The following is a 16,929-nucleotide window of genomic DNA, read 5'->3' as shown; positions in this document are numbered from 1 at the left end:
CTCGCGCTGACCGCCCGGCTCGGCTTTAGAGCCGGAGCGCAGGTGGAGAGCCCGTCAGGTCCGCTCCTCGGTGACGCGGGCGGCGGTGCTCGCCGCGAGCCGCCAGCCCTTGGCCCGCTCCTGTTCCTGCCAGAGCGCTGCGTAGACGCCGCGCTTCGCGAGCAATTCGTCGTGCGTGCCTGACTCCGCGACGCGCCCCTTGTCGAGCACGATGATGCGGTGCGCCCGCCGCACGGTGCGCAGCCGATGTGCGATCACGACGACGGTCTTCTTCCGGACCAGTTCGTCGATGGCGCGCTGGATTTCAGCCTCCGCCGACGCGTCGACAGAGGCAGTGGCCTCGTCGAGAAGCACAATGGGGGCGTCCTTGAGGATGGCACGCGCGATGGACAAGCGCTGGCGCTCACCCCCCGAGAGGGTTCCTCCTCCTTCCCCGAGCAGGGTGTCGTAGCCGTCCGGCAAGGCGGTGATGAAGTCGTGAGCGCGCGCTGCCCGCGCTGCACGCTGGACTTCCTCGAGCGAGGCGTCGGGCCGTCCAACGCGCAGGTTATCGAGGATGGTCCCGGAGAAGAGGACGACGTCCTGGAACACCATCGCGAGGTGCTGGTGCAGTTCCTCGAACGGAATGTCCCGGATGTCGACGCCGCCGATGCGGATGGCACCCTGCGGGATGTCCCACAGCCGCGCCACGAGGTGGACCAGCGTCGACTTGCCTGAGCCCGAGGCACCGACGAGCGCGGTCATCGAGCGCTCGGGGAACGTCACCGAGACGCCGTCGAGCACGGTCGCGTCTTCGTACGCGAAGGACACTGCGTCGACCTCCACGTCGAACTGCTGGATCGACGCCGCTCTTACGGACGGTTCCGCGAGCGGCTTCTCCGCGAGGAGCCGATCAACGCGACCGAGCGCGCGCTGAGACGCTCGAAGCATGAGCAGTGCCACTCCGAGATCCGCGACCTGACGAACGACCCCGACCGTCACGATGAGGAAGACGAGCAGCACCGCGGGCTGAATCGAACCGCGCAACGCCAGGGTGCTTCCGGCGTAGGCCACCGCGACGAAGCTCATCTCGACGACGAAGCCGAACACGGCGAGCAGCGGGGAGGGCAAGACATCGGCGCGGATGAGGGCGTCGCGCAGGCGCTCCATTGCCTTCACGAAGCGCTGGTAGACCTCGCCGTGCCGGCCGAACGCCCGAAGCACGGCGATGCCCTGCACGTATTCGACGACGCGGGCGTTGACATCCGCCGAGGCCTCCAGCACGGCTTCGAACTCTCGCACGAAGAGGGGCGTGGTCGCGGCCAGCACGCGGAGCGCCACCGGTAGGGCGGCGAGGATGATGAGCCCCAGGCGCCAATCGAGGAAACAGAGGCCGAGACCGACGAGCATCGGCAGCGCGAAGCTCGCCGTGAAGACGCCGATGGTGTGCGACCACACGTCTTCGACAAGCGCGACATCGGTGGTGAGCACGCCTGCCAGTTCACCGCTCCTTCGCTGCGTGAAGAAACCCATGGGAAGGCGTCGCAGGTGGTCGGCGGTGCGGATGCGCGCTTGTCCCATGAGCGCGTGCGCGGCGACGAAGATGTTGGACATCGCTCTGATCGAGAACGCCAGGCGCAGCAGCACCGAGAGCGCGATGCCGCCGGTGAGCCACCACGTCAGGTGCATCGAGAGCCGGTGCTCGAGCGCTTCGCGAACGAAGAAGAGGACCAGGGTGTAGGGCGCGGCGACCGCGAGTGCCTCGGAGAAGGCGAAGAGAAGGCCGCGCCGGAGCCGTGCGTCCTTTCGGCCCGCGAGCCGCTCGCCGAGCATGAAGAGCTCCCTGAGCATCACACCACCTCCTTCTGGATGTCAGGAGTGCCCGGCTCGCCCAGTGACCAGTCGAGCGCTTCGGTGTGGTTGCGCCAGAGTTGCTGGTACAAGGCGCAGCGCGCGAGCAATTCGTCGTGCGTCCCCTGGTCATTCACGTGCCCGCCGTCGAGGACGACGATGTGGTCCGCGGTGGCGATGGTCGAAAGCCGGTGGGCGACGACGAGCACCGTCCGCCCCGCGCATAGCTCGGACAGCGCTTCTTGGATGCGCGCCTCATTCTCGGGGTCGGCGAAAGCCGTCGCCTCGTCGAGCAGCAGCACCGGGGCGTCTTTGAGGAGCGCCCGCGCGATGGACAGGCGTTGCTTCTCGCCCCCGGAGAGGCGGGCGCCGCGCTCACCGAGCAGCGTGTCGTACTTCCCGGGAAGCGCCTGGATGAAGTCGTACGCACGCGCGGCGCGACACGCGGCATCGACTTGCGCATCGGTGGCATCGGGCCGAGCGAGACACAGGTTCTCGCGAACGGTGCCGTGGAAGAGGAAGACGTCCTGGAACACCATCGAGAGGTGGGAGAGCAGCTGGTCGAGCGGGAGCGCGCGCACGTCGACGCCGCCGAGTTCAACCGCGCCGTTCGTCGCCTCCCAGAGCCGAGGCACGAGCCTCACGAGCGTCGTCTTGCCAGCGCCCGAAGGCCCGACCAGTGCCGTGACCTTGCCCGCGGGCGCTTCGAAAGAGACGTCGCGGAGGACCTCCGGACCGCCGTCTTCGTAACGGAAACTGACGCCACGGAACGCGACGCCATCGTGCGTGGGCCGCGCGGCGCTCGCGGGAGTGTCAAGGTCGGGCGCCGCGAGGATGGCCTGGATGCGCGCGTTGCCCGCCTGGATCCGGTCAACGTTGCCCCACGCGAACATCAGCCGCATCATCGACATGAGGAGCTGCGGCCCGAGTACGAGGAAGAGCACGAGCGACTCGAGCGAAAGCGTGCCGCGCGTGTAGAGCCACCCGCCCATGGGGACGAGGACGACGAGGCTCGAGCCGATGAGCGCGCCGAACGCGCCGTAGCCACGGCCGTTGGTGCGCATGAAACCCTCCATCCACGCGAGCCCTTCCTCGATGGAGCGCGAGAGGTCGCTGAAGCGCCGCGCGGACAGGCCGAAGGTCTTGATGACGTGGATGCCCCGCAGGTATTCGAGCAGCGAGCGGTTCATCCGGTTCTGGAGCTCGTTCCACTGTTGATGGGCCTTGCCGACCTCGCGCATGGCGACGGCCATCGCCATGACGGCGAGCGGTGCCATCACGAGGCTGGCAAGGGCCATGCGCCAGTCAATCCACAGGAGGGCGACGGCCGTCGCGAGCGGGACGACGAGCGCGGTGACCGCATCCGGGAAGTGATGCGCGACGAACGCCTCGAGCTGGTTCACGTCGTCCATCAGTGTCTTCTTCAGCTCGCCCGCGCCACGACGGCTGAAAAACGAGAGCGGAACGGCGCCGAGCTTCTTCGCGAGCCGCACGCGCAGGTCATGGAGGATGCGGAACGCGGCGACGTGCGCCAGCATGTTCGCGGCGGCGACGAGGATGTAACGCAACGCGAGCGCACCCGCGGCGAGGAGGGCGAGCGCGCGAACCGCGTCGAGGTCCGGCGGCGTCGCGTAGATCGAGGTCGCCATGCGTGCGACGACGAAGAACGGCACCAATGCGAGGGCCGCCGCCATGGTCGACGAGAGCGCGGCCCCAGCAACGAGCGGCCCCTGCGGTCCGAGCAGTGCCCCAAGGCCCCTGAGAGGGCGTTCCTGGGCCCGCGTGGCGGGGGAGTCGGCGCTCATGCTCGCCTCCCTCTGTGGGGGCCCCTGCGGCTGGGGTGCGACCGTTCCGTCCATGCCGGGCCTGCCGGCACGCGCTGTGGGAGGCGTTCACTCGGTTCCATGACGCCAGGAAACGCCGGGACCGCCGCCGCGGATTGGATATTTTTACCCGGAGACCGCCACGTGGTCGGTGCCCTCGACGCGCGTTGCCAGGTACTCGCGGGGGCTTGAGCCGGCGAGCGACCGGAACTCGCGAAGGAAGTGGGCCTGGTCGAAGTAGCCGTGCTCGGCGGCCAACGCGGCGCCACGCAAGGCGCCCTGTTCGACGTCGAGGAGCGCCGCCCGAAACCGTCGAACGCGCCAGTACGCCTTCGGACTCAAGCCGACTTCCTCGCGGAACAGGGCCAGCAGGCGCTTGGGGGAGAGCCCCGTGCGGCGATTGACTTCAGCGACCGACGTGAGGTCGGATTCCTCGAACGCGGCCAGCGCCGCACGAAGCGCGGGCGCTGGTTCGGCGGGCCGGCGCAGTCGGTGCAGGAGGTGTTCTTCCAGCAGTCGCACGCGCTCGCGCGGTGAGGATGCCTCCATTATCCGTTCGCGCAGTGAGTGCGCCGACGCGCCCCATATCGCCTCCAGCGAAATGACTTGTTCCGCGAATTCGTTGCAGGGCACGTCGAGGAAGACGCGCGCGCCGCCGGGCTTGAAGTCGATACCGGCGGTCGGGCCAGCCACGGTCGCGATGGTCAGCGGGCTGCTTCTCGCGCCGGTGACGATCGCGCCCCGGATTTCAGCGGCCTCGTCTGTCTGGTCGCTGGAGTAGACGCGCAGTGGGATGGCGCCGAGAGGGACGATAAGGGACTGCGAGCCCGACGGCAGCACACGTTCTCGTGGCGTCTGGCCGACGTAGCCGGAGGACACCCAGAAGAAGTCCACGAACTTGTCGAGAGGCGCGTGGGGCCGATAGAGCGTGTGCATCATGGCGCGTGCTGTGAGTGAATCATGCGAGCTGCTCGCATGATTCTCAAGGCCCAAGTCCAGTGGCCGTGGCAGGGATTTCCGACTACGGCTCCGTGCCGCCGGTGTCCCCCGTGTCGACACACATCCAGGGGCAGTTCGCGCGACAGGCCGCAGCGGCCTCTTGGTGCGTATGGATTCCGACGGCGCAGGTCGCCGGCCAGGCGTAGGGATACTGGGGGCCGCGATAGCCACACTCGAAATAAGCATACACACAGGATTGCTCGAGGCCCTCGGCTGCCACGTCCGTGCCCGGCGCATCCTGCGTCTGGCCACCACAGCCCACCATGGACACGAGACCGGCCACGAAGCCCACTGCGATGCATCCCATCTTCATTGGTGCCTCCTTGGAGAGGGGCAAAGGATGACTGAATGGGTGGCTTTCAGTCTATTCTGAATTGGCGCAGGTGGCCGCTCCTGCAGGGTGGGGTGGTGGGATGGAACCGTCGTTTCAGCGATGAGGACTTGAATGATGTATGCATTTCGGCTGAGGCCATGCACCCTTCTGGTTGTCTCCCTCGGACTGGCGTGTGCTGGGCAGTCCAGTCAGGACGTTCCCGACGACGCGCTTCCTGGCACCGCTGATTCGGGCGTACGGCCCCCGGACGGTGGCGACACGGAGCCAGATGCGGGGGCGGAGGACGCGGGAGTCCCGGATGCCGGCGGCTCGGACGCGGGGGAGCCCGGCACGGCGCCCCCCATCAAGAGCGCCCGGGTCTTCTTCTCCGGACACAGCCTGCTCGACAACCCCATGCCCGACCACTTCGATGGCATCGCCACGAGCCTGGGGAAGGACTTCAACTGGAACCAGCAGAACGTGATTGGCTCACCCCTCCGGGTGCGGACCTGGGGGAATGGCGGATGGGCAGGGTACCGCCAGGGCAAGAATCGCGTGGGCTCCAACATGAACGTGGTCCAGGAGCTGTTGTCTCCCCAGACGCTGGGCCCAGGCGAGCGATACGACACCCTCCTCATCACCGAGCGGCATGACCTCCTGGGCACCATCGAGTGGGAGAACACCGTCGGCTACTTGCGACACTTCCATGACCGGTTGATTGCCGGGAATCCGCAAGCCGTGACGTATTTCTATCACACGTGGTTGGATATCGATAAAGCCAACCCGGCCCGGTGGATTGCCTACGAGAAGAGCGCTCGGGTGGCCTGGGAGTGTGTGTCCTCCAAGGTCAACCTCACGTTGCAGTCCGATGGGCGGGCGGACCGCGTGGTGGCGCTCCCGGGGAGCACGGCGCTGGTCGACCTGGTGGAGCGCGTCATCGCGAACGAGGTGCCGGGCATCACCGGTACGACGTCGCAGAAGCTCAACGTGCTCTTCAGCGACAACGTCCACTTGACGAGCCTGGGTGCGTACTACATGGCCGCGGTCCACCATGCGTCCGTGTTCCGGGCGTCGCCCGAGGGCGCCCCAGGGCCTGCTGGCGCGAACGCGGCGACCGTCCAGGCGCTCCAGCGCATCGCTTGGAACTTCGTGAGCGCCTATTACGCGCAGCCTGACGCGGGTGAGCGGACGATGGCGGACTGCCGCACGCGAATTCCTCGGGACGTCTGCCCTGGCTTCTGGGAACTGTTGGGGCGCCCGGAGAACGTCGCGGGTTGCCAGCGTTACTTCGGTGACGCGGCCCCGGGCTCAGGTGGAAACCCCTTTGTCTGGCCCGACCCGAACTGGCAGCCGCTGCCTCCTCCGTAGTCATGGGCTTCCAGGCGCAGGGGGGAATCCATCCCCTGCGCCGGAGCCTCAAGTTCCCGACTGTTCAGCGAACTTCGAACTCGTAGATGCGCGTCGCTGGGTCGCTGTTCTGAGTCGGCGTCGTCACGTTGAGCCGGATGTAACGCGCCGACGTCGCCGTGATTGCATGGGACGAAGTGCTGCCAGTGTTGTTGCTCACCGTGACGGGCGTGCTCCAAGTGGACCCGTTGCTCGACGTCTGGATGTTGAACGCCCTGCTGTTCCAAGCCGTCGATTCACCGCCCGCCCCCGCGTGCTGGATCGTGAAGCTGCTGACTGTCTGCGCCGTACCGAGGTCGACCTGCATCCACGCCGGCGAGGTCAGTGAGCAGAACTTGTCGGTGGTGCCGCCCGAGACGCTGCCGTTGACCGCCTTGGCGGCCGATTCGGTGCTGTTGCAGGGGGCTGAACTGGTGGTGGGCCTGTTCAACGCCAGATTGGCGTAGCCCGAACCAACGGACACCGTCTGGGCCTTCGTATGGCTGGCGCCGCCGTTGTCGGTGACGGTCAGGGTGACGTTGTAGTTGCCGGCGCTTGCATAGGTGCGCGAAGGGTTGGTCGCGGTGGAGGTGCTGCCGTCGCCGAAATTCCAGCTGTGTGAGGCGATGGTTCCGTCCGCATCGGTGGACGCATCGCTGAAGGTCGCGGTGAGGCCGCTGACGGTGACACCGAAGTTCGCCACCGGCGGGGTGTTGCCGCTGACGGCGGTGTTGATTGCCGCCGCATACTGCGCGCTCGTCCCCTGCGCGCTGCACTGCTGGATGTCGTCGTACAACCACATGAAGCCGCCGTTGATTCCGGCGCTGGTCTTCCAGTTGCTCATCCGGGACTGCACCGTGGCCGGGCTGTCGCCCGACGCGCAGCCGCTGCCATGCTTGGACCACAAGCCAGGGGCGACAGTCATGCCCATGGCGGTGTTCCAACTCGCGGGGTTGTTGCCGGCGCCGCCGGCGTACACTTGCAGGTAGATTCTATCGACGGCGCCGCCGAGGTTGTTCCTGAGGTTCCGCCAGAACGTCTGCTGCGTGTACGGCGCGAAGGTGATCTTGTAACCCATCCCGATGAGCATCTGGCTGAAGGTCGTGGTCGGGGCCAGGTCGTAGGCGCTTTCGTCGTCGAAGTTCACGGCGTCGGCGCCGGTGGCGGCCTTCAGCGCCTGGAAGTTCCTGTACAGGATGCTGTTGCTTCCGGTCCCGCAGACGATGGTGGTGCCGCAGCCGGGCGCGGTGCCGTTGACCAGTCGAATCATGCGTTCGAAGTCCGGAACACCCCAGGCACCGATCGACACCTCGATGCGATTGACCGAGGTCGGCGCGGTCTTCAGCGTGGCCAGCCGGGCCGGCCATGTTGGGTCGCCCATGTAGGCGCCGTTCTTGACCACTGGAATGTCGTTGTAGATCAGGTCACCGTTCTCCTCGATGTGGAAGCTCCACAGGATGACCGTGGTGAAACCCGAGCCGCGCAGGTCGTTCATCACCGCGGTCTCGCCGGAATAGAACGGGCCGCCGCCGTAGATCGCCGAGTATGCGCTGGCGTCCGGCGCGGCGACAGCCAGGGCGAGCGCGGCGAGTGTTGGCAACAGGCTGCGGCGAGAAAGGGTCGGCGCGGACTGATTCGATTTCGACATGAAATGCTCCTTGGCATTGCGTGCCGTGGACGATGCGATGGCCGGCGATTTGCGTCTGTTCGTGAGCCATTGCGCTCGTTCATGCCCAGACGCACTCCGGGTCGCCAATGATAGCGACGGTCCGAGATTGCGAGTGGCGACTCCAGCGTGTCAATCTTTGGGAGGATTCAAGTCAGGCAAGAACGTTCAAGCGCGGGTGTCTGCATGGCGCGTGAACCCGTTGGGTGGACGGGTTGATTCCGCCGCAGCCCTTTCGACTGAGGCAGTTGCTATCGCAAGTCGTGAAGGGGGAGTGGCTCGAGATGTGAGTTGTGAGTGTCGCCGCCTGGCGGCGCATACCGGGACGCGCACCCAATATGCCGAGGTGGTGTATGCCGAGCCTTGTTTGGGCGCGGCTCTGGATTGTGCGCCGACGGTTGAGTGATGGGCGTGTGTGCTCGTTGGACGTGAGTCGAGCAGTCTCCCCTGGGACTCACCCCAGCGCGCTGCAGGGGAGCTCATGCGAAGAGTGGTCGACGGCGCCCCCTGCGTGCGGCCGACCGGCCCTTGTCCCCGTGTAGCGGCGTGCACAGGTGTGCTGCGACCGCGCCACCCATTGCACGCCCGGGGCTTCTCGGAAGGGCCAACGGCGCTGGCATTCTCGGTGCATTGCCGACGACACTCGTGAGACCGAGGCACGTCGCCGCGGACTCTCGCAGGGGTTGGCCATGGCTGCAGTGACCGTGATTCTCGTTGTCCTCCTGTTCGTGGGGGCTTTCGTGGGCGGACTCGTCCTCATGCTCCAGAAGCACCAGCCTCGGGTCATGAGGGTCCTCGGGGGTATCATGGCACTCGGCACCGCTGTGACGGTGGGGGGCCTGGTTTGGCTTGCCCACCTGATCAGCTCGACCAACTTTTCGAAGGGGAGGGTCCTTCGCCTGCGTGGACGAACGCGCGTGGCTCGCCGAGCGCTGGGCGCGGGCTGGGCGGACGACGCCGTTCCGGATGTCTCGGGGCTCACACCCTGGCAGCGAACGGTGCTCGGGGAGGTTTGGATGTACTCAGCGGGCCTGGAGCATGCGTCCGTTCCCGCCTTCTCGAAGTTGTCGCTCAAGCTCTCCGCGTTGGGGGCGCCCTCGGAGCTCCTGGAGGACTGTCACCTGGCGGCGCTGGATGAAATTCGTCATGCCAGGCGGTGCTTCGCGCTCGCCAACGCCTACTCGGGAGTGGGCTGGACGGCGGGAACGATTCCGGAGCTTGGACAGGGAAGTACGCCGCCTTCCCCGATGGATTCGGGAGATACCTGGGCCCGGCTGGTGCGCGGTTCGCTGCTGGATGGATGTCTGGCCGAGGGGATGGCCTCCCTGGTCGCCGGCGAAGGCGCGAGGCGGGCCTCAGACCCTGTCGTCCGGGAGACCTTGTCGGTCATCTCCGAGGACGAGGGGCGGCACGCAGAGCTGGCCTGGGACGTCATCGCGTTCGCCCTGAAGCGGGGCGGCCGGAGTGCAAAGGACGCGTTGCGCCAGGCCCTCTTGGCGCTGGAGTCGCAGCAGACGCCCGCGCTCCCTCGCATCCTGGGCGTCGACGAGGATTTTCTCGCGCGAAACGGCGTCCTGCCCCAGGTGGAACTGGGGCGACTGATGGCGGTGTGCATCGACCGGACGCGCGCCCGGGCGGAGGCGCTGCTGGCGCCGTCGAACCTCTCGATGCGGCACGGCCTCAGTGACTTCCAGGGGGCGCCCGTTTCGTCTTCGCGGGACGCGGTGCCCACGGAGGCCGCGCCGCGCTGCTGACCGGTGTGCGACGTGGGGGGGGGGGCGCCGGCCGGGCTGCCATAGGCGCCGCGGTCAGCGGCGAGACTGGTGCGGAAGCTGCCGCGTGGGCTGCTGCGTCTCCGCTCCCGCCAGGGCCCTCACAGAGGCGCTATCCATTTGATGCTCGGAGCGGAAGTCATCGTCTTACCAGGGGCGAGCCTGGCCCAGCTGGCCACGCGTCCACTCCTCCTGCGAGTACCACCGGACCGCGCCTAGTTCTTCCGCATCCATGAGCCACCGGTCGATGGTTTCGGACGCAGCGAGGTTCCCTGCGTGTTGGATGAGCCATCGGCCAGGTACGTCGCCAATGGGACTGACCATCACATGGTGGAAGTCCTCTTGGGTCCAGGCAAAGGAAAAGGAAGCGCCGGAGCCGCTCCTGATGATGGAGGTGGTCTGATGGCGCCGGTCCGTCAGCCAGTGGCGGAATCGCTCGAGCACGGTGTCTGATTTCCAGGCGCGGGCATCACGACTCTGTACTTCGACGGAAACATGGTTCCGCACGACGGGGCGGATACCCGCGGGCAGCGGCGCGTCGCACTGGTCGCCTGAATCTGCTTCCGTGAGGCGGCGCAGGATGACAGGGTCGGTCCCCCGGTATCGAATGCATCCGAACTCCTGGCAACGGACGACCATGAGCGCGCGGTCGACTTCCTCGGGGCTGGTGGGCTGCCGCTGGACGTAGCAGCTCGCCCCAGGTTGGTCGTTCTCGAACGCGAACGTCTCTGGGGCATGGTGTGTTGGAACACCGCACGCCGTGCAGCACTGGTCCACGACATAGAAGTCGCCAGCCACGTTCATGGGATGGGGAGCGTGGTATTTCGACATGTACTTCTCCTTTGGGCGCGGGAGTGCCAGCGCACGCCCTCGTTTGTCGGAACCGGCACGTGCGGCCACCCTCAGCTGGCCAGTTCCTGGGATTGAACTGGGGGGCTCTTGGGCTCACCGAAGGACATCAGCCGACGGTGTAGCGGCGTGAGCAGTCCGAGGAGGATCACCAGCACGCCGGTGACCTGCAGGAGCCGCTCGATGGAGACCACTTCTGCCAGGGGCCCGAAGAGCAGCATGGACAATGGCATCAGCGAGGTGGAGAGCATGGTCATCACACTGATGACGCGGCCCAGGTAGGCCGGCTCCACGCGCTCCTGGAGCATCACCATGGCGGGCGTGTTGTAGAGCGGCAGCGCCACGCCGAAGAGCCCCATGGCCGCCAGGTACACCCCGAAATGGGGCACCACGCCGAGGGCCACGGTGCACGCACCCATGATGAGGTTGGATGCGACCATCGTCCGCATGCGGCTGGTGAAGCCGCCCCACGCCGCGAGCCCGGCGCCCCCCAACATCATTCCCACTGAGAAGACCATTTCGATGGCCGACAATCTCCACACCTCGTCCCCGAAGCTTCGCGCCGTCTGCAGCGGCGTGAGGAATGCGGCCGGAGTGATGAGGACCATGATGAATCCCAGGTAGCCGAAGAACGGCACCAGGTGCGCGTGGCCGCGGATGTAGCGGAAGCCGTCTTGGATCTCCGTTAGCTGCGAGGCCCCCTCCTGCTCCGGCGCGCGGGGGCGCGGCGCTACCTGGACGAAGAGCGTCACCAGGGTGATGGCCAGGGCCGCTGTCACCACGTCGATGTAGAAGAGCACCTGCAGGGGGGCCACGGACATGAGGAAGCCAGCGAGCGCGGGCGCCCCCAACATGTTGACCGAGTGGAGGGTGCCCTGGATGCTGTTGACCCGCATCAGCTGGTCCTCGGGCACCAACTGCGGCAGCAGCGCGCCCACCGCCGGCTGTTGAACGGCCGTCCCCACGGAGCGGATCGCCGCGGCCAGGAAGAAGAGCCACAGCTCCGTACCGCGCAAGGTGAACACCACGGCCAGCGCCAGGGTCACCAGCGCAATCATCGCATCGGCGAGGACGATGAGCTTGCGGCGGTCGTATCGGTCGGCCCAGACACCCGCGAAAGGCGAGAGGAGGAACGTGGGCAGGAAGCCGGCCACGATGTAGAGCGTCATCATGACGCTCGAGCGTGTCTGCAGCGTCACCTGCCACAGGAGCGCGTACTGCACCAGGGAGGAGCCGAGTAAAGAGAGGGCCTGGCTGCCCAGGAAAAGGGCTGTGTTGCGCTTCCAGGAGGCGTGCATGGCGTGCACTGTAACCGCTGGCCGGGTATCAACAACCGCACCGGTCTGGATGGCCCTATTCTGGTCGTGCTGCTCGGCTTGACTGCTGGTGAATTCTACTCAGTCGATAGACACCTCAGGAGAGACTTTCCAGGCACGAAGGGAAGTGGGCCCTCCTGGATGCGAACCAGGGACCCATCGGTCATGAGCCGGGGTGGGGCGGATTGGCAGGGGCTCGACTTCGACCTGGCCTGGGTTCCATAGGTCGCTCGCCTGATTCGCCGCGAAGGCGCCCTTGGTCGTCCGGGCGGCTTCGCGTCATTCCTGGAGCGGGCGCATCAGGCTCCGGGCAGCACGAGAATTCGCACGAGCCCGGAGTTGTCGTTGACAGGCGCGTCCGCGAAGCGCACCTGCAGGGGCGCGTCCTCTCCCGTCAGGTCGTAGGTGTACTTGTGCTCGGCCGCGTTGAAGTCCGCCGTGGAGGCCGGGTGCTTCCAGGTCTTTCCTCCGTCGAGACTGACCTGGACGGAGCTCGCCCTGAGCGGAGCGGCCGCCGGGGGCTTCACGCCCGCGAAGACGAATTCAGGGTCGAAGCCGACGTTGCGATTGGTGACACCCGGGCTCGGGAACATCGGCGCGGGCTCGGGTTGACCGGACTGCGGGCCTGGGACGATGTTGTTCCCCCACACGTTGAAGGTGCCCTGCATCGTGACACGGTAGGGCTTGCCCTTCTGGAGCACCTGCTTGCTGGGAACGGGCGCCGCGCTCCGGGTGTTCAGCCACAGCTCCTCGGCGGGTACTACGACAATCTTCAAGCGCCCGGAGTTGTCGGTGACGGGCTTGTCGGCGATGCGCACCTGTAGCGCGGACTCTCCGCCCGTCACCTCATAGCCATACTTGTGCTCGGCCGCGTTGAAGTCCGCCGTGGAGGCCGGATGCGCCCACGTCTTTCCTCCGTCGAGGCTGAGCTGGATGGAGCTCGCCCTGAGCGGAGCGGTCGCCGGGGGCTTCACGCCCGCGAAGACAAACTCAGGGTCGAAGCCGACGTTGCGGTTGGTGACGCCCGGGCTTGGGAACATCGGCGCGGGCTCGGGCTGGCCTGACTGCGGGCCCGGAACGATGTTGTTCCCCCACACGTTGAAGGTGCCCTGCAGGGTGACGAGATGCGGCCATCCCTGCTTCAGCACCATCTGGCTCATCATGGGAGCGGCGCTCCGGGTGTCGAGCCAGACCTCTTCCTGCTGCTGCGCCCACGCGGGGGCGGCGGCCAACACCCACAACCCAGCACAACGCGCGGTCAGCTGCGAAAAACCTCTCATGCTCTCTCTCCATTGTCTCGAACGGGGACTGCGGATGCTCGGGAGCTTCTCCGCGAGTCGTGGGATTGCAAGCGAGGGACCAGGAGGAGAGAGTCTTCACTGCTCAGCGTGTCTGCTCTGCCATCGGATGGGATGGGGCCCGAGGCGCTGTCGCCAGCGCGGGCCTGACACGTCAGGAGGCATGGGCGGGCACGGGGGTGACGCGTCAGAGAGGGCTTCAGGCCCGTAGGCAGGCCAGGGCATCAACCCGTTTTCGGGGTGACTTCGTAACGAGCAGGTACGGAGGGGGCGTGCAAGGCGGGCCCCTGCGCGAGGGCCAGCGCAGGCCGCGCGGCGTTGAGGCTCAATCCATGGCCAACAGGCTCAGGCCCCTGCCGCGCCCCTCGTGGGAGAAGGGCCTGGACAGGCGCGTACCCGAAGGGGGCTGCGCGGCCTCTCCACCCGCCTGGCAAATAGCTCGGACGACCCCCGTCAGCTACCTTCCTCATCCCCTAGGCTCCTGTCCGTCACCCTCACAGAGTCCCTATTCGTCTGATGCGCTCGCCCACGCTGTCCGGCTTCACGACGTAGGACGCTTGTGCCGGGGCACATTGACTGCGAGGCGGTGCAGCAGTCATGCCCTGGATGAACTCGTGAGGACATACCACTCCAGGATGATGGTCAGGGGCGCGTACCTCGGGCGAGTCTTCGCTCCGCGGTTCCACCACGAGGACTACGTCCTGGGGGGCTTTGGCATGGTTTTGAATTACGACCCGAGCATCATCCACACTCACGCGGTCGCGCTCTATCGGCGTGCCGCGCGAATCGTCTATATGGCGGCCTTCCTGGGCTTTGTCTTTGGCGCCATCGTGGGTTCCGGCTTGGGCGCTCCTACAGGAGGAAAGATTCCCGTATTCGCAGTCGCGGGTGGAATTTTCGGAGCGCTGATTGGCGTGAGCGTCGGCCGGGCCCGGGCATTTGTCTTCCAGCTTCAGGCACAGCTGGCCTTGTGCCAGGTGGCCATCGAGGCCAATACGCGGAGGGCTGCGGAAGTCGCTACGGCCGAGGCGACTTTGACTCCCCACGCAGTGTCGCGAGTTGGTTGATTCCAGAGACGATCGACGAAAGGATGTCACATGCCATTGCCACTGATTCCTGTTGCGCTCGGTGTCGCCGCCCTGCTCGGGTTCGGCGGAAAGAAAGGCTACGACGGCGTCCAGGCCATGAAAGAGGCCAAGGCCATTGGTGATGAAGCCGAAGAGCGCCATCAAGAGTGGGTTGCCCGCCTCGAAGAGGCTCGCTCTTCGCTCCAGGTCAAGTTGGACGCCCTGGATGCACAGCGCAGCGCGGTGACGACAACCACCTTCCGGCGCCTCTTCGATTTCCTCGAACGGCTCGATCAGAAGGCCCGATTGTCCGCACTGGAGAGTCTGGGCTCGCTGGGCGTGACTCGCGAAGAAGTTGGTCGGTTTGCAACTCAGTACCTGGAGGCGGGTGGAACCCTCTCTGGCGCAGTCGCGGCAACCCTCACCGGTGCTGGTGCGAGCGCGGTGACCACGAGTCTGGTCACCACGTTCGCGACCGCCGGAACCGGAACCGCCATCTCCGGGCTGACAGGCGCCGCCGCGAAGAGCGCGCTGCTCGCCTGGCTTGGTGGTGGCTCTCTCGCGGCAGGGGGCTTCGGCGTCGCGGGTGGCGCCGTCGTCCTCGGTGGGATCGCCGTCGCCCCGGCGGCGGTCGTCGCGGGCTTCGTCATCGCCAGGGAAGGGGAGAAGGCGAAGACCAAGGCCGAGGAGTTCGCGGCCGAGGTAGACAGGATGGTGGCGCAGCTCGAAGCGGCCATCGCGCTCCTTGCCCGGGCGGGCACCCGCGTTGACGAACTGCAGCACGTCACGACGGAACTCGACGTGCGCGCCAACCGCGCCATTGACGCCCTCTGGGCATTGGATGGCCGCTTCGACGCGGCCAATGACGAGCACCTCCGCATGTTCGCCTCGGCGATGCAGCTCGCCAAGGCGGAGAGCGAACTGCTTCGCGTCGCCATCTTCACGCCCGAGGGCAACATCAACGACCAGGCAGAGTCCCTGCTCGCCCAGCAGCGCCAGTTGCTTCAGGAGTCCTTCGCATGACAGCTGACAAACTGGTCAAGAGCCCGACCCCTGGCCTCGCCGAGGTCCTCGAAGGCCTCAAGACCGTGGCCGAGTGCGTCCGGGACATCCAGAAGGAGAAGACGGAGCAGGTCCGCATCCAGATGACCGCGCAGGTCGACGTCGAGCGCATCCGCGCAAATCGTGACGTCCTGCTCGACTATCTCGATCGTTCCTTCGACGAGCGAAAGGAGAACTTCCGTCAGCTCTTCGCGCGGCTCGACACCGCCATCGCCTCGAACAACACGGAACTCACCGGTGCCGTGCTCGACTCCGTGCTGAAGCTCGCGGATTCATCCCCGTTCAAGGCGCTCCGGGACGTGGCCGCGACCCGAGAGGCCCTGAGCGAGAAAGGCAAGGAGTGGCAGTTCTAAGCCGTGCCCCTCAGAACCGGCTCCTGGCGCCGGTCCGTGTACACGTTCGCGCTCACGGACCGGACGCCCACGTCGACGCCAATCAGGCTCCCCGGGTGGCCCAGGAAGAAGTACCCCGCGGGTGGGCGCCGATGCAGCATCTCGAGAATCGCACGGCCACGGGTTTTCGCGCCGAAGTAGCCGAATCATGTCGTCGCCACTTCGTGCGACAGTCAGACGGAATGGCCGCTCAGGGACGCCGCCTCCGCCGAGTGCAGGTCGTCCTTGGGCTTGACGTCGCACAGCTTCGCGAACTCGAGCAGGGCGCGGCAATGGCGGGTTGCAGTGCTCCAGTTCTGATGAACGGGTAACGCATCTGCCCTTCGAATTCACTCCACAGGACTCGGGACTTGACCTCACACGCGCCTGGCTCGGTCACCTCACGCACCCACTCGAGAGGACATCGAGGGAGACTCCAGCGTGAGAACACCCCGGCGGCGAGCCATCGAAGCGCCAGTCCATCTGGACCCGTCCAGTTCTCAATTCTGGAGCATGTCACGCGACTTGCGACAGGGTAATAGCCCCGACCGTGGAAGGTTCGATTCCCGCAGGCGAGCGACGAGGGCGATGCCCAGCATCGCGCGCCTTCTCGTTTGGAATTGACAAGAACCAACGACAAGGAGCGCTGGCATGAACGAGAAGAATCACATGATCGTTCGCCCCGTTGAGAGGGGCGACTTTGAACAATGGCTTCCGTACTGGAAGAGCTACCTGGAATTCTACAAAATCACTTTGCCGGAGGAAGTGACCCAGGCGACCTGGGAGCGATTCTTCGACGACCGCGAGCCGATGCACTCGGCCGTCGCGGTGGACGGCGAACGAGTCGTTGGGTTTGTCAATTATCTCTTCCACCGTTCGACGTGGGCGCAGAATGACTTCTGCTACCTCGAAGACCTCTTCGTCGATCCAGAGACACGGGGACGCCATGTCGGCAAGAAGCTCATCGAGTTCGTACAGGAGCGCGCCCGCGCAAAGGCCTGCGGGCGTCTCTACTGGCATACTCAAGAAACCAATCTCACGGCGCAACGACTCTACGATTGGATCGGAGAGAAGCCTGGTGTGATTGAATATCGGATGTCGCTCGCTTGATCGACAGATGACCGTCGAAGTTCGTCTCGGCGATGCTCGAAGCCCTCGGTATGGATGAGGCGGGGGC

14 protein-coding genes are annotated in these 16,929 nt (G+C 66.1%); 6 read left to right on the top strand and 8 right to left on the bottom strand.

The features are described 5' to 3' along the window. Nucleotides 1-54: 54 nt before the first annotated feature. From BLU09_RS23830 to BLU09_RS23815, 4 genes are all read right to left on the bottom strand, one after another. Nucleotides 55-1,830, bottom strand: coding sequence for an ABC transporter ATP-binding protein (locus tag BLU09_RS23830; protein ID WP_090491797.1), 1,776 nt, complete (start codon nucleotides 1,828-1,830; stop codon nucleotides 55-57). Continuing rightward, a complete protein-coding gene (locus BLU09_RS23825) occupies nucleotides 1,830-3,635 on the bottom strand; it encodes an ABC transporter ATP-binding protein (protein WP_186817921.1) in 1,806 nt (601 codons plus the stop codon). The genes BLU09_RS23830 and BLU09_RS23825 overlap by 1 nt, the downstream gene beginning before the upstream one ends. Nucleotides 3,636-3,779: 144 nt before the next feature. Beyond that, nucleotides 3,780-4,592, bottom strand: coding sequence for a helix-turn-helix domain-containing protein (locus BLU09_RS23820; RefSeq protein WP_090491795.1), 813 nt, complete (start codon nucleotides 4,590-4,592; stop codon nucleotides 3,780-3,782). 82 nt (nucleotides 4,593-4,674) lie between these two features. Further along, the gene (locus BLU09_RS23815) at nucleotides 4,675-4,959 is read right to left on the bottom strand and encodes a hypothetical protein (protein WP_244171981.1); all 285 of its coding nucleotides are present in this window, start codon (nucleotides 4,957-4,959) and stop codon (nucleotides 4,675-4,677) included. Nucleotides 4,960-5,097: 138 nt separating this feature from the next. Here BLU09_RS23815 and BLU09_RS23810 point away from each other — a divergent pair, with 138 nt between their 5' ends. Continuing rightward, on the top strand, nucleotides 5,098-6,333 hold the full coding sequence (locus BLU09_RS23810; protein ID WP_244171980.1) for a single stranded DNA-binding domain-containing protein: 1,236 nt from the start codon (nucleotides 5,098-5,100) through the stop codon (nucleotides 6,331-6,333). A gap of 64 nt (nucleotides 6,334-6,397) precedes the next feature. On the opposite strand, the gene BLU09_RS23805 is transcribed toward BLU09_RS23810, so the two are convergent. Continuing rightward, nucleotides 6,398-7,999 (bottom strand): PKD domain-containing protein, encoded by a 1,602-nt coding sequence (locus tag BLU09_RS23805; RefSeq protein ID WP_186817920.1) that lies wholly within the window; start codon nucleotides 7,997-7,999, stop codon nucleotides 6,398-6,400. A gap of 935 nt (nucleotides 8,000-8,934) precedes the next feature. Here BLU09_RS23805 and BLU09_RS23800 point away from each other — a divergent pair. Beyond that, nucleotides 8,935-9,771 (top strand): ferritin family protein, encoded by an 837-nt coding sequence (locus tag BLU09_RS23800; protein ID WP_186817919.1) that lies wholly within the window; start codon nucleotides 8,935-8,937, stop codon nucleotides 9,769-9,771. Between the two features lie 165 nt (nucleotides 9,772-9,936). Here the strand turns inward: BLU09_RS23800 and BLU09_RS23795 are convergent, their stop codons facing one another. The 3 genes from BLU09_RS23795 to BLU09_RS23785 form a co-directional block, all read right to left on the bottom strand. Beyond that, nucleotides 9,937-10,620: a ferredoxin gene (locus BLU09_RS23795; protein WP_090491792.1), complete on the bottom strand. Its 684-nt coding sequence runs from the start codon at nucleotides 10,618-10,620 to the stop codon at nucleotides 9,937-9,939. Between the two features lie 71 nt (nucleotides 10,621-10,691). Next, nucleotides 10,692-11,936, bottom strand: coding sequence for an MFS transporter (locus BLU09_RS23790; protein WP_090491791.1), 1,245 nt, complete (start codon nucleotides 11,934-11,936; stop codon nucleotides 10,692-10,694). Between the two features lie 317 nt (nucleotides 11,937-12,253). Next, nucleotides 12,254-13,234, bottom strand: coding sequence for a hypothetical protein (locus BLU09_RS23785; RefSeq protein ID WP_090491790.1), 981 nt, complete (start codon nucleotides 13,232-13,234; stop codon nucleotides 12,254-12,256). Between the two features lie 653 nt (nucleotides 13,235-13,887). Here BLU09_RS23785 and BLU09_RS23780 point away from each other — a divergent pair. The 4 genes from BLU09_RS23780 (at nucleotide 13,888) to BLU09_RS23765 (ending at nucleotide 16,862) form a co-directional block, all read left to right on the top strand. After that, nucleotides 13,888-14,319 carry a hypothetical protein gene (locus BLU09_RS23780; protein WP_244171979.1) on the top strand — a complete coding sequence of 144 codons (432 nt, stop codon included), beginning with the start codon at nucleotides 13,888-13,890 and terminating at the stop codon, nucleotides 14,317-14,319. 30 nt (nucleotides 14,320-14,349) lie between these two features. Beyond that, nucleotides 14,350-15,342 (top strand): hypothetical protein, encoded by a 993-nt coding sequence (locus tag BLU09_RS23775; RefSeq protein WP_090491789.1) that lies wholly within the window; start codon nucleotides 14,350-14,352, stop codon nucleotides 15,340-15,342. Continuing rightward, nucleotides 15,339-15,734 (top strand): hypothetical protein, encoded by a 396-nt coding sequence (locus BLU09_RS23770; protein ID WP_208610772.1) that lies wholly within the window; start codon nucleotides 15,339-15,341, stop codon nucleotides 15,732-15,734. The genes BLU09_RS23775 and BLU09_RS23770 overlap by 4 nt, the downstream gene beginning before the upstream one ends. 669 nt (nucleotides 15,735-16,403) lie before the next feature. Beyond that, a complete protein-coding gene (locus BLU09_RS23765) occupies nucleotides 16,404-16,862 on the top strand; it encodes a GNAT family N-acetyltransferase (RefSeq protein WP_090491788.1) in 459 nt (152 codons plus the stop codon). Nucleotides 16,863-16,929 lie beyond the last annotated feature (67 nt).

Source organism: Myxococcus virescens (assembly GCF_900101905.1).
In the GTDB taxonomy this organism is placed as follows: domain Bacteria; phylum Myxococcota; class Myxococcia; order Myxococcales; family Myxococcaceae; genus Myxococcus; species Myxococcus virescens.
Note: the sequence above shows the minus strand (reverse complement) of the source record. Positions and strands in the feature narration are given on the sequence as shown.

Excerpts from the sequence above, each read along its gene's own strand:
- BLU09_RS23790 (WP_090491791.1), bottom strand. The coding sequence starts at position 11,936 with ATGCACGCCTCCTGGAAGCGCAACACAGCCCTTTTCCTGGGCAGCCAG.
- BLU09_RS23815 (WP_244171981.1), bottom strand. The coding sequence starts at position 4,959 with ATGGGATGCATCGCAGTGGGCTTCGTGGCCGGTCTCGTGTCCATGGTG.
- BLU09_RS23765 (WP_090491788.1), top strand. The coding sequence starts at position 16,404 with ATGAACGAGAAGAATCACATGATCGTTCGCCCCGTTGAGAGGGGCGAC.
- BLU09_RS23820 (WP_090491795.1), bottom strand. The coding sequence starts at position 4,592 with ATGATGCACACGCTCTATCGGCCCCACGCGCCTCTCGACAAGTTCGTG.
- BLU09_RS23795 (WP_090491792.1), bottom strand. The coding sequence starts at position 10,620 with ATGTCGAAATACCACGCTCCCCATCCCATGAACGTGGCTGGCGACTTC.
- BLU09_RS23780 (WP_244171979.1), top strand. The coding sequence starts at position 13,888 with ATGATGGTCAGGGGCGCGTACCTCGGGCGAGTCTTCGCTCCGCGGTTC.
- BLU09_RS23785 (WP_090491790.1), bottom strand. The coding sequence starts at position 13,234 with ATGAGAGGTTTTTCGCAGCTGACCGCGCGTTGTGCTGGGTTGTGGGTG.
- BLU09_RS23825 (WP_186817921.1), bottom strand. The coding sequence starts at position 3,635 with ATGAGCGCCGACTCCCCCGCCACGCGGGCCCAGGAACGCCCTCTCAGG.
- BLU09_RS23775 (WP_090491789.1), top strand. The coding sequence starts at position 14,350 with ATGCCATTGCCACTGATTCCTGTTGCGCTCGGTGTCGCCGCCCTGCTC.
- BLU09_RS23770 (WP_208610772.1), top strand. The coding sequence starts at position 15,339 with ATGACAGCTGACAAACTGGTCAAGAGCCCGACCCCTGGCCTCGCCGAG.
- BLU09_RS23805 (WP_186817920.1), bottom strand. The coding sequence starts at position 7,999 with ATGTCGAAATCGAATCAGTCCGCGCCGACCCTTTCTCGCCGCAGCCTG.
- BLU09_RS23810 (WP_244171980.1), top strand. The coding sequence starts at position 5,098 with ATGATGTATGCATTTCGGCTGAGGCCATGCACCCTTCTGGTTGTCTCC.
- BLU09_RS23830 (WP_090491797.1), bottom strand. The coding sequence starts at position 1,830 with ATGCTCAGGGAGCTCTTCATGCTCGGCGAGCGGCTCGCGGGCCGAAAG.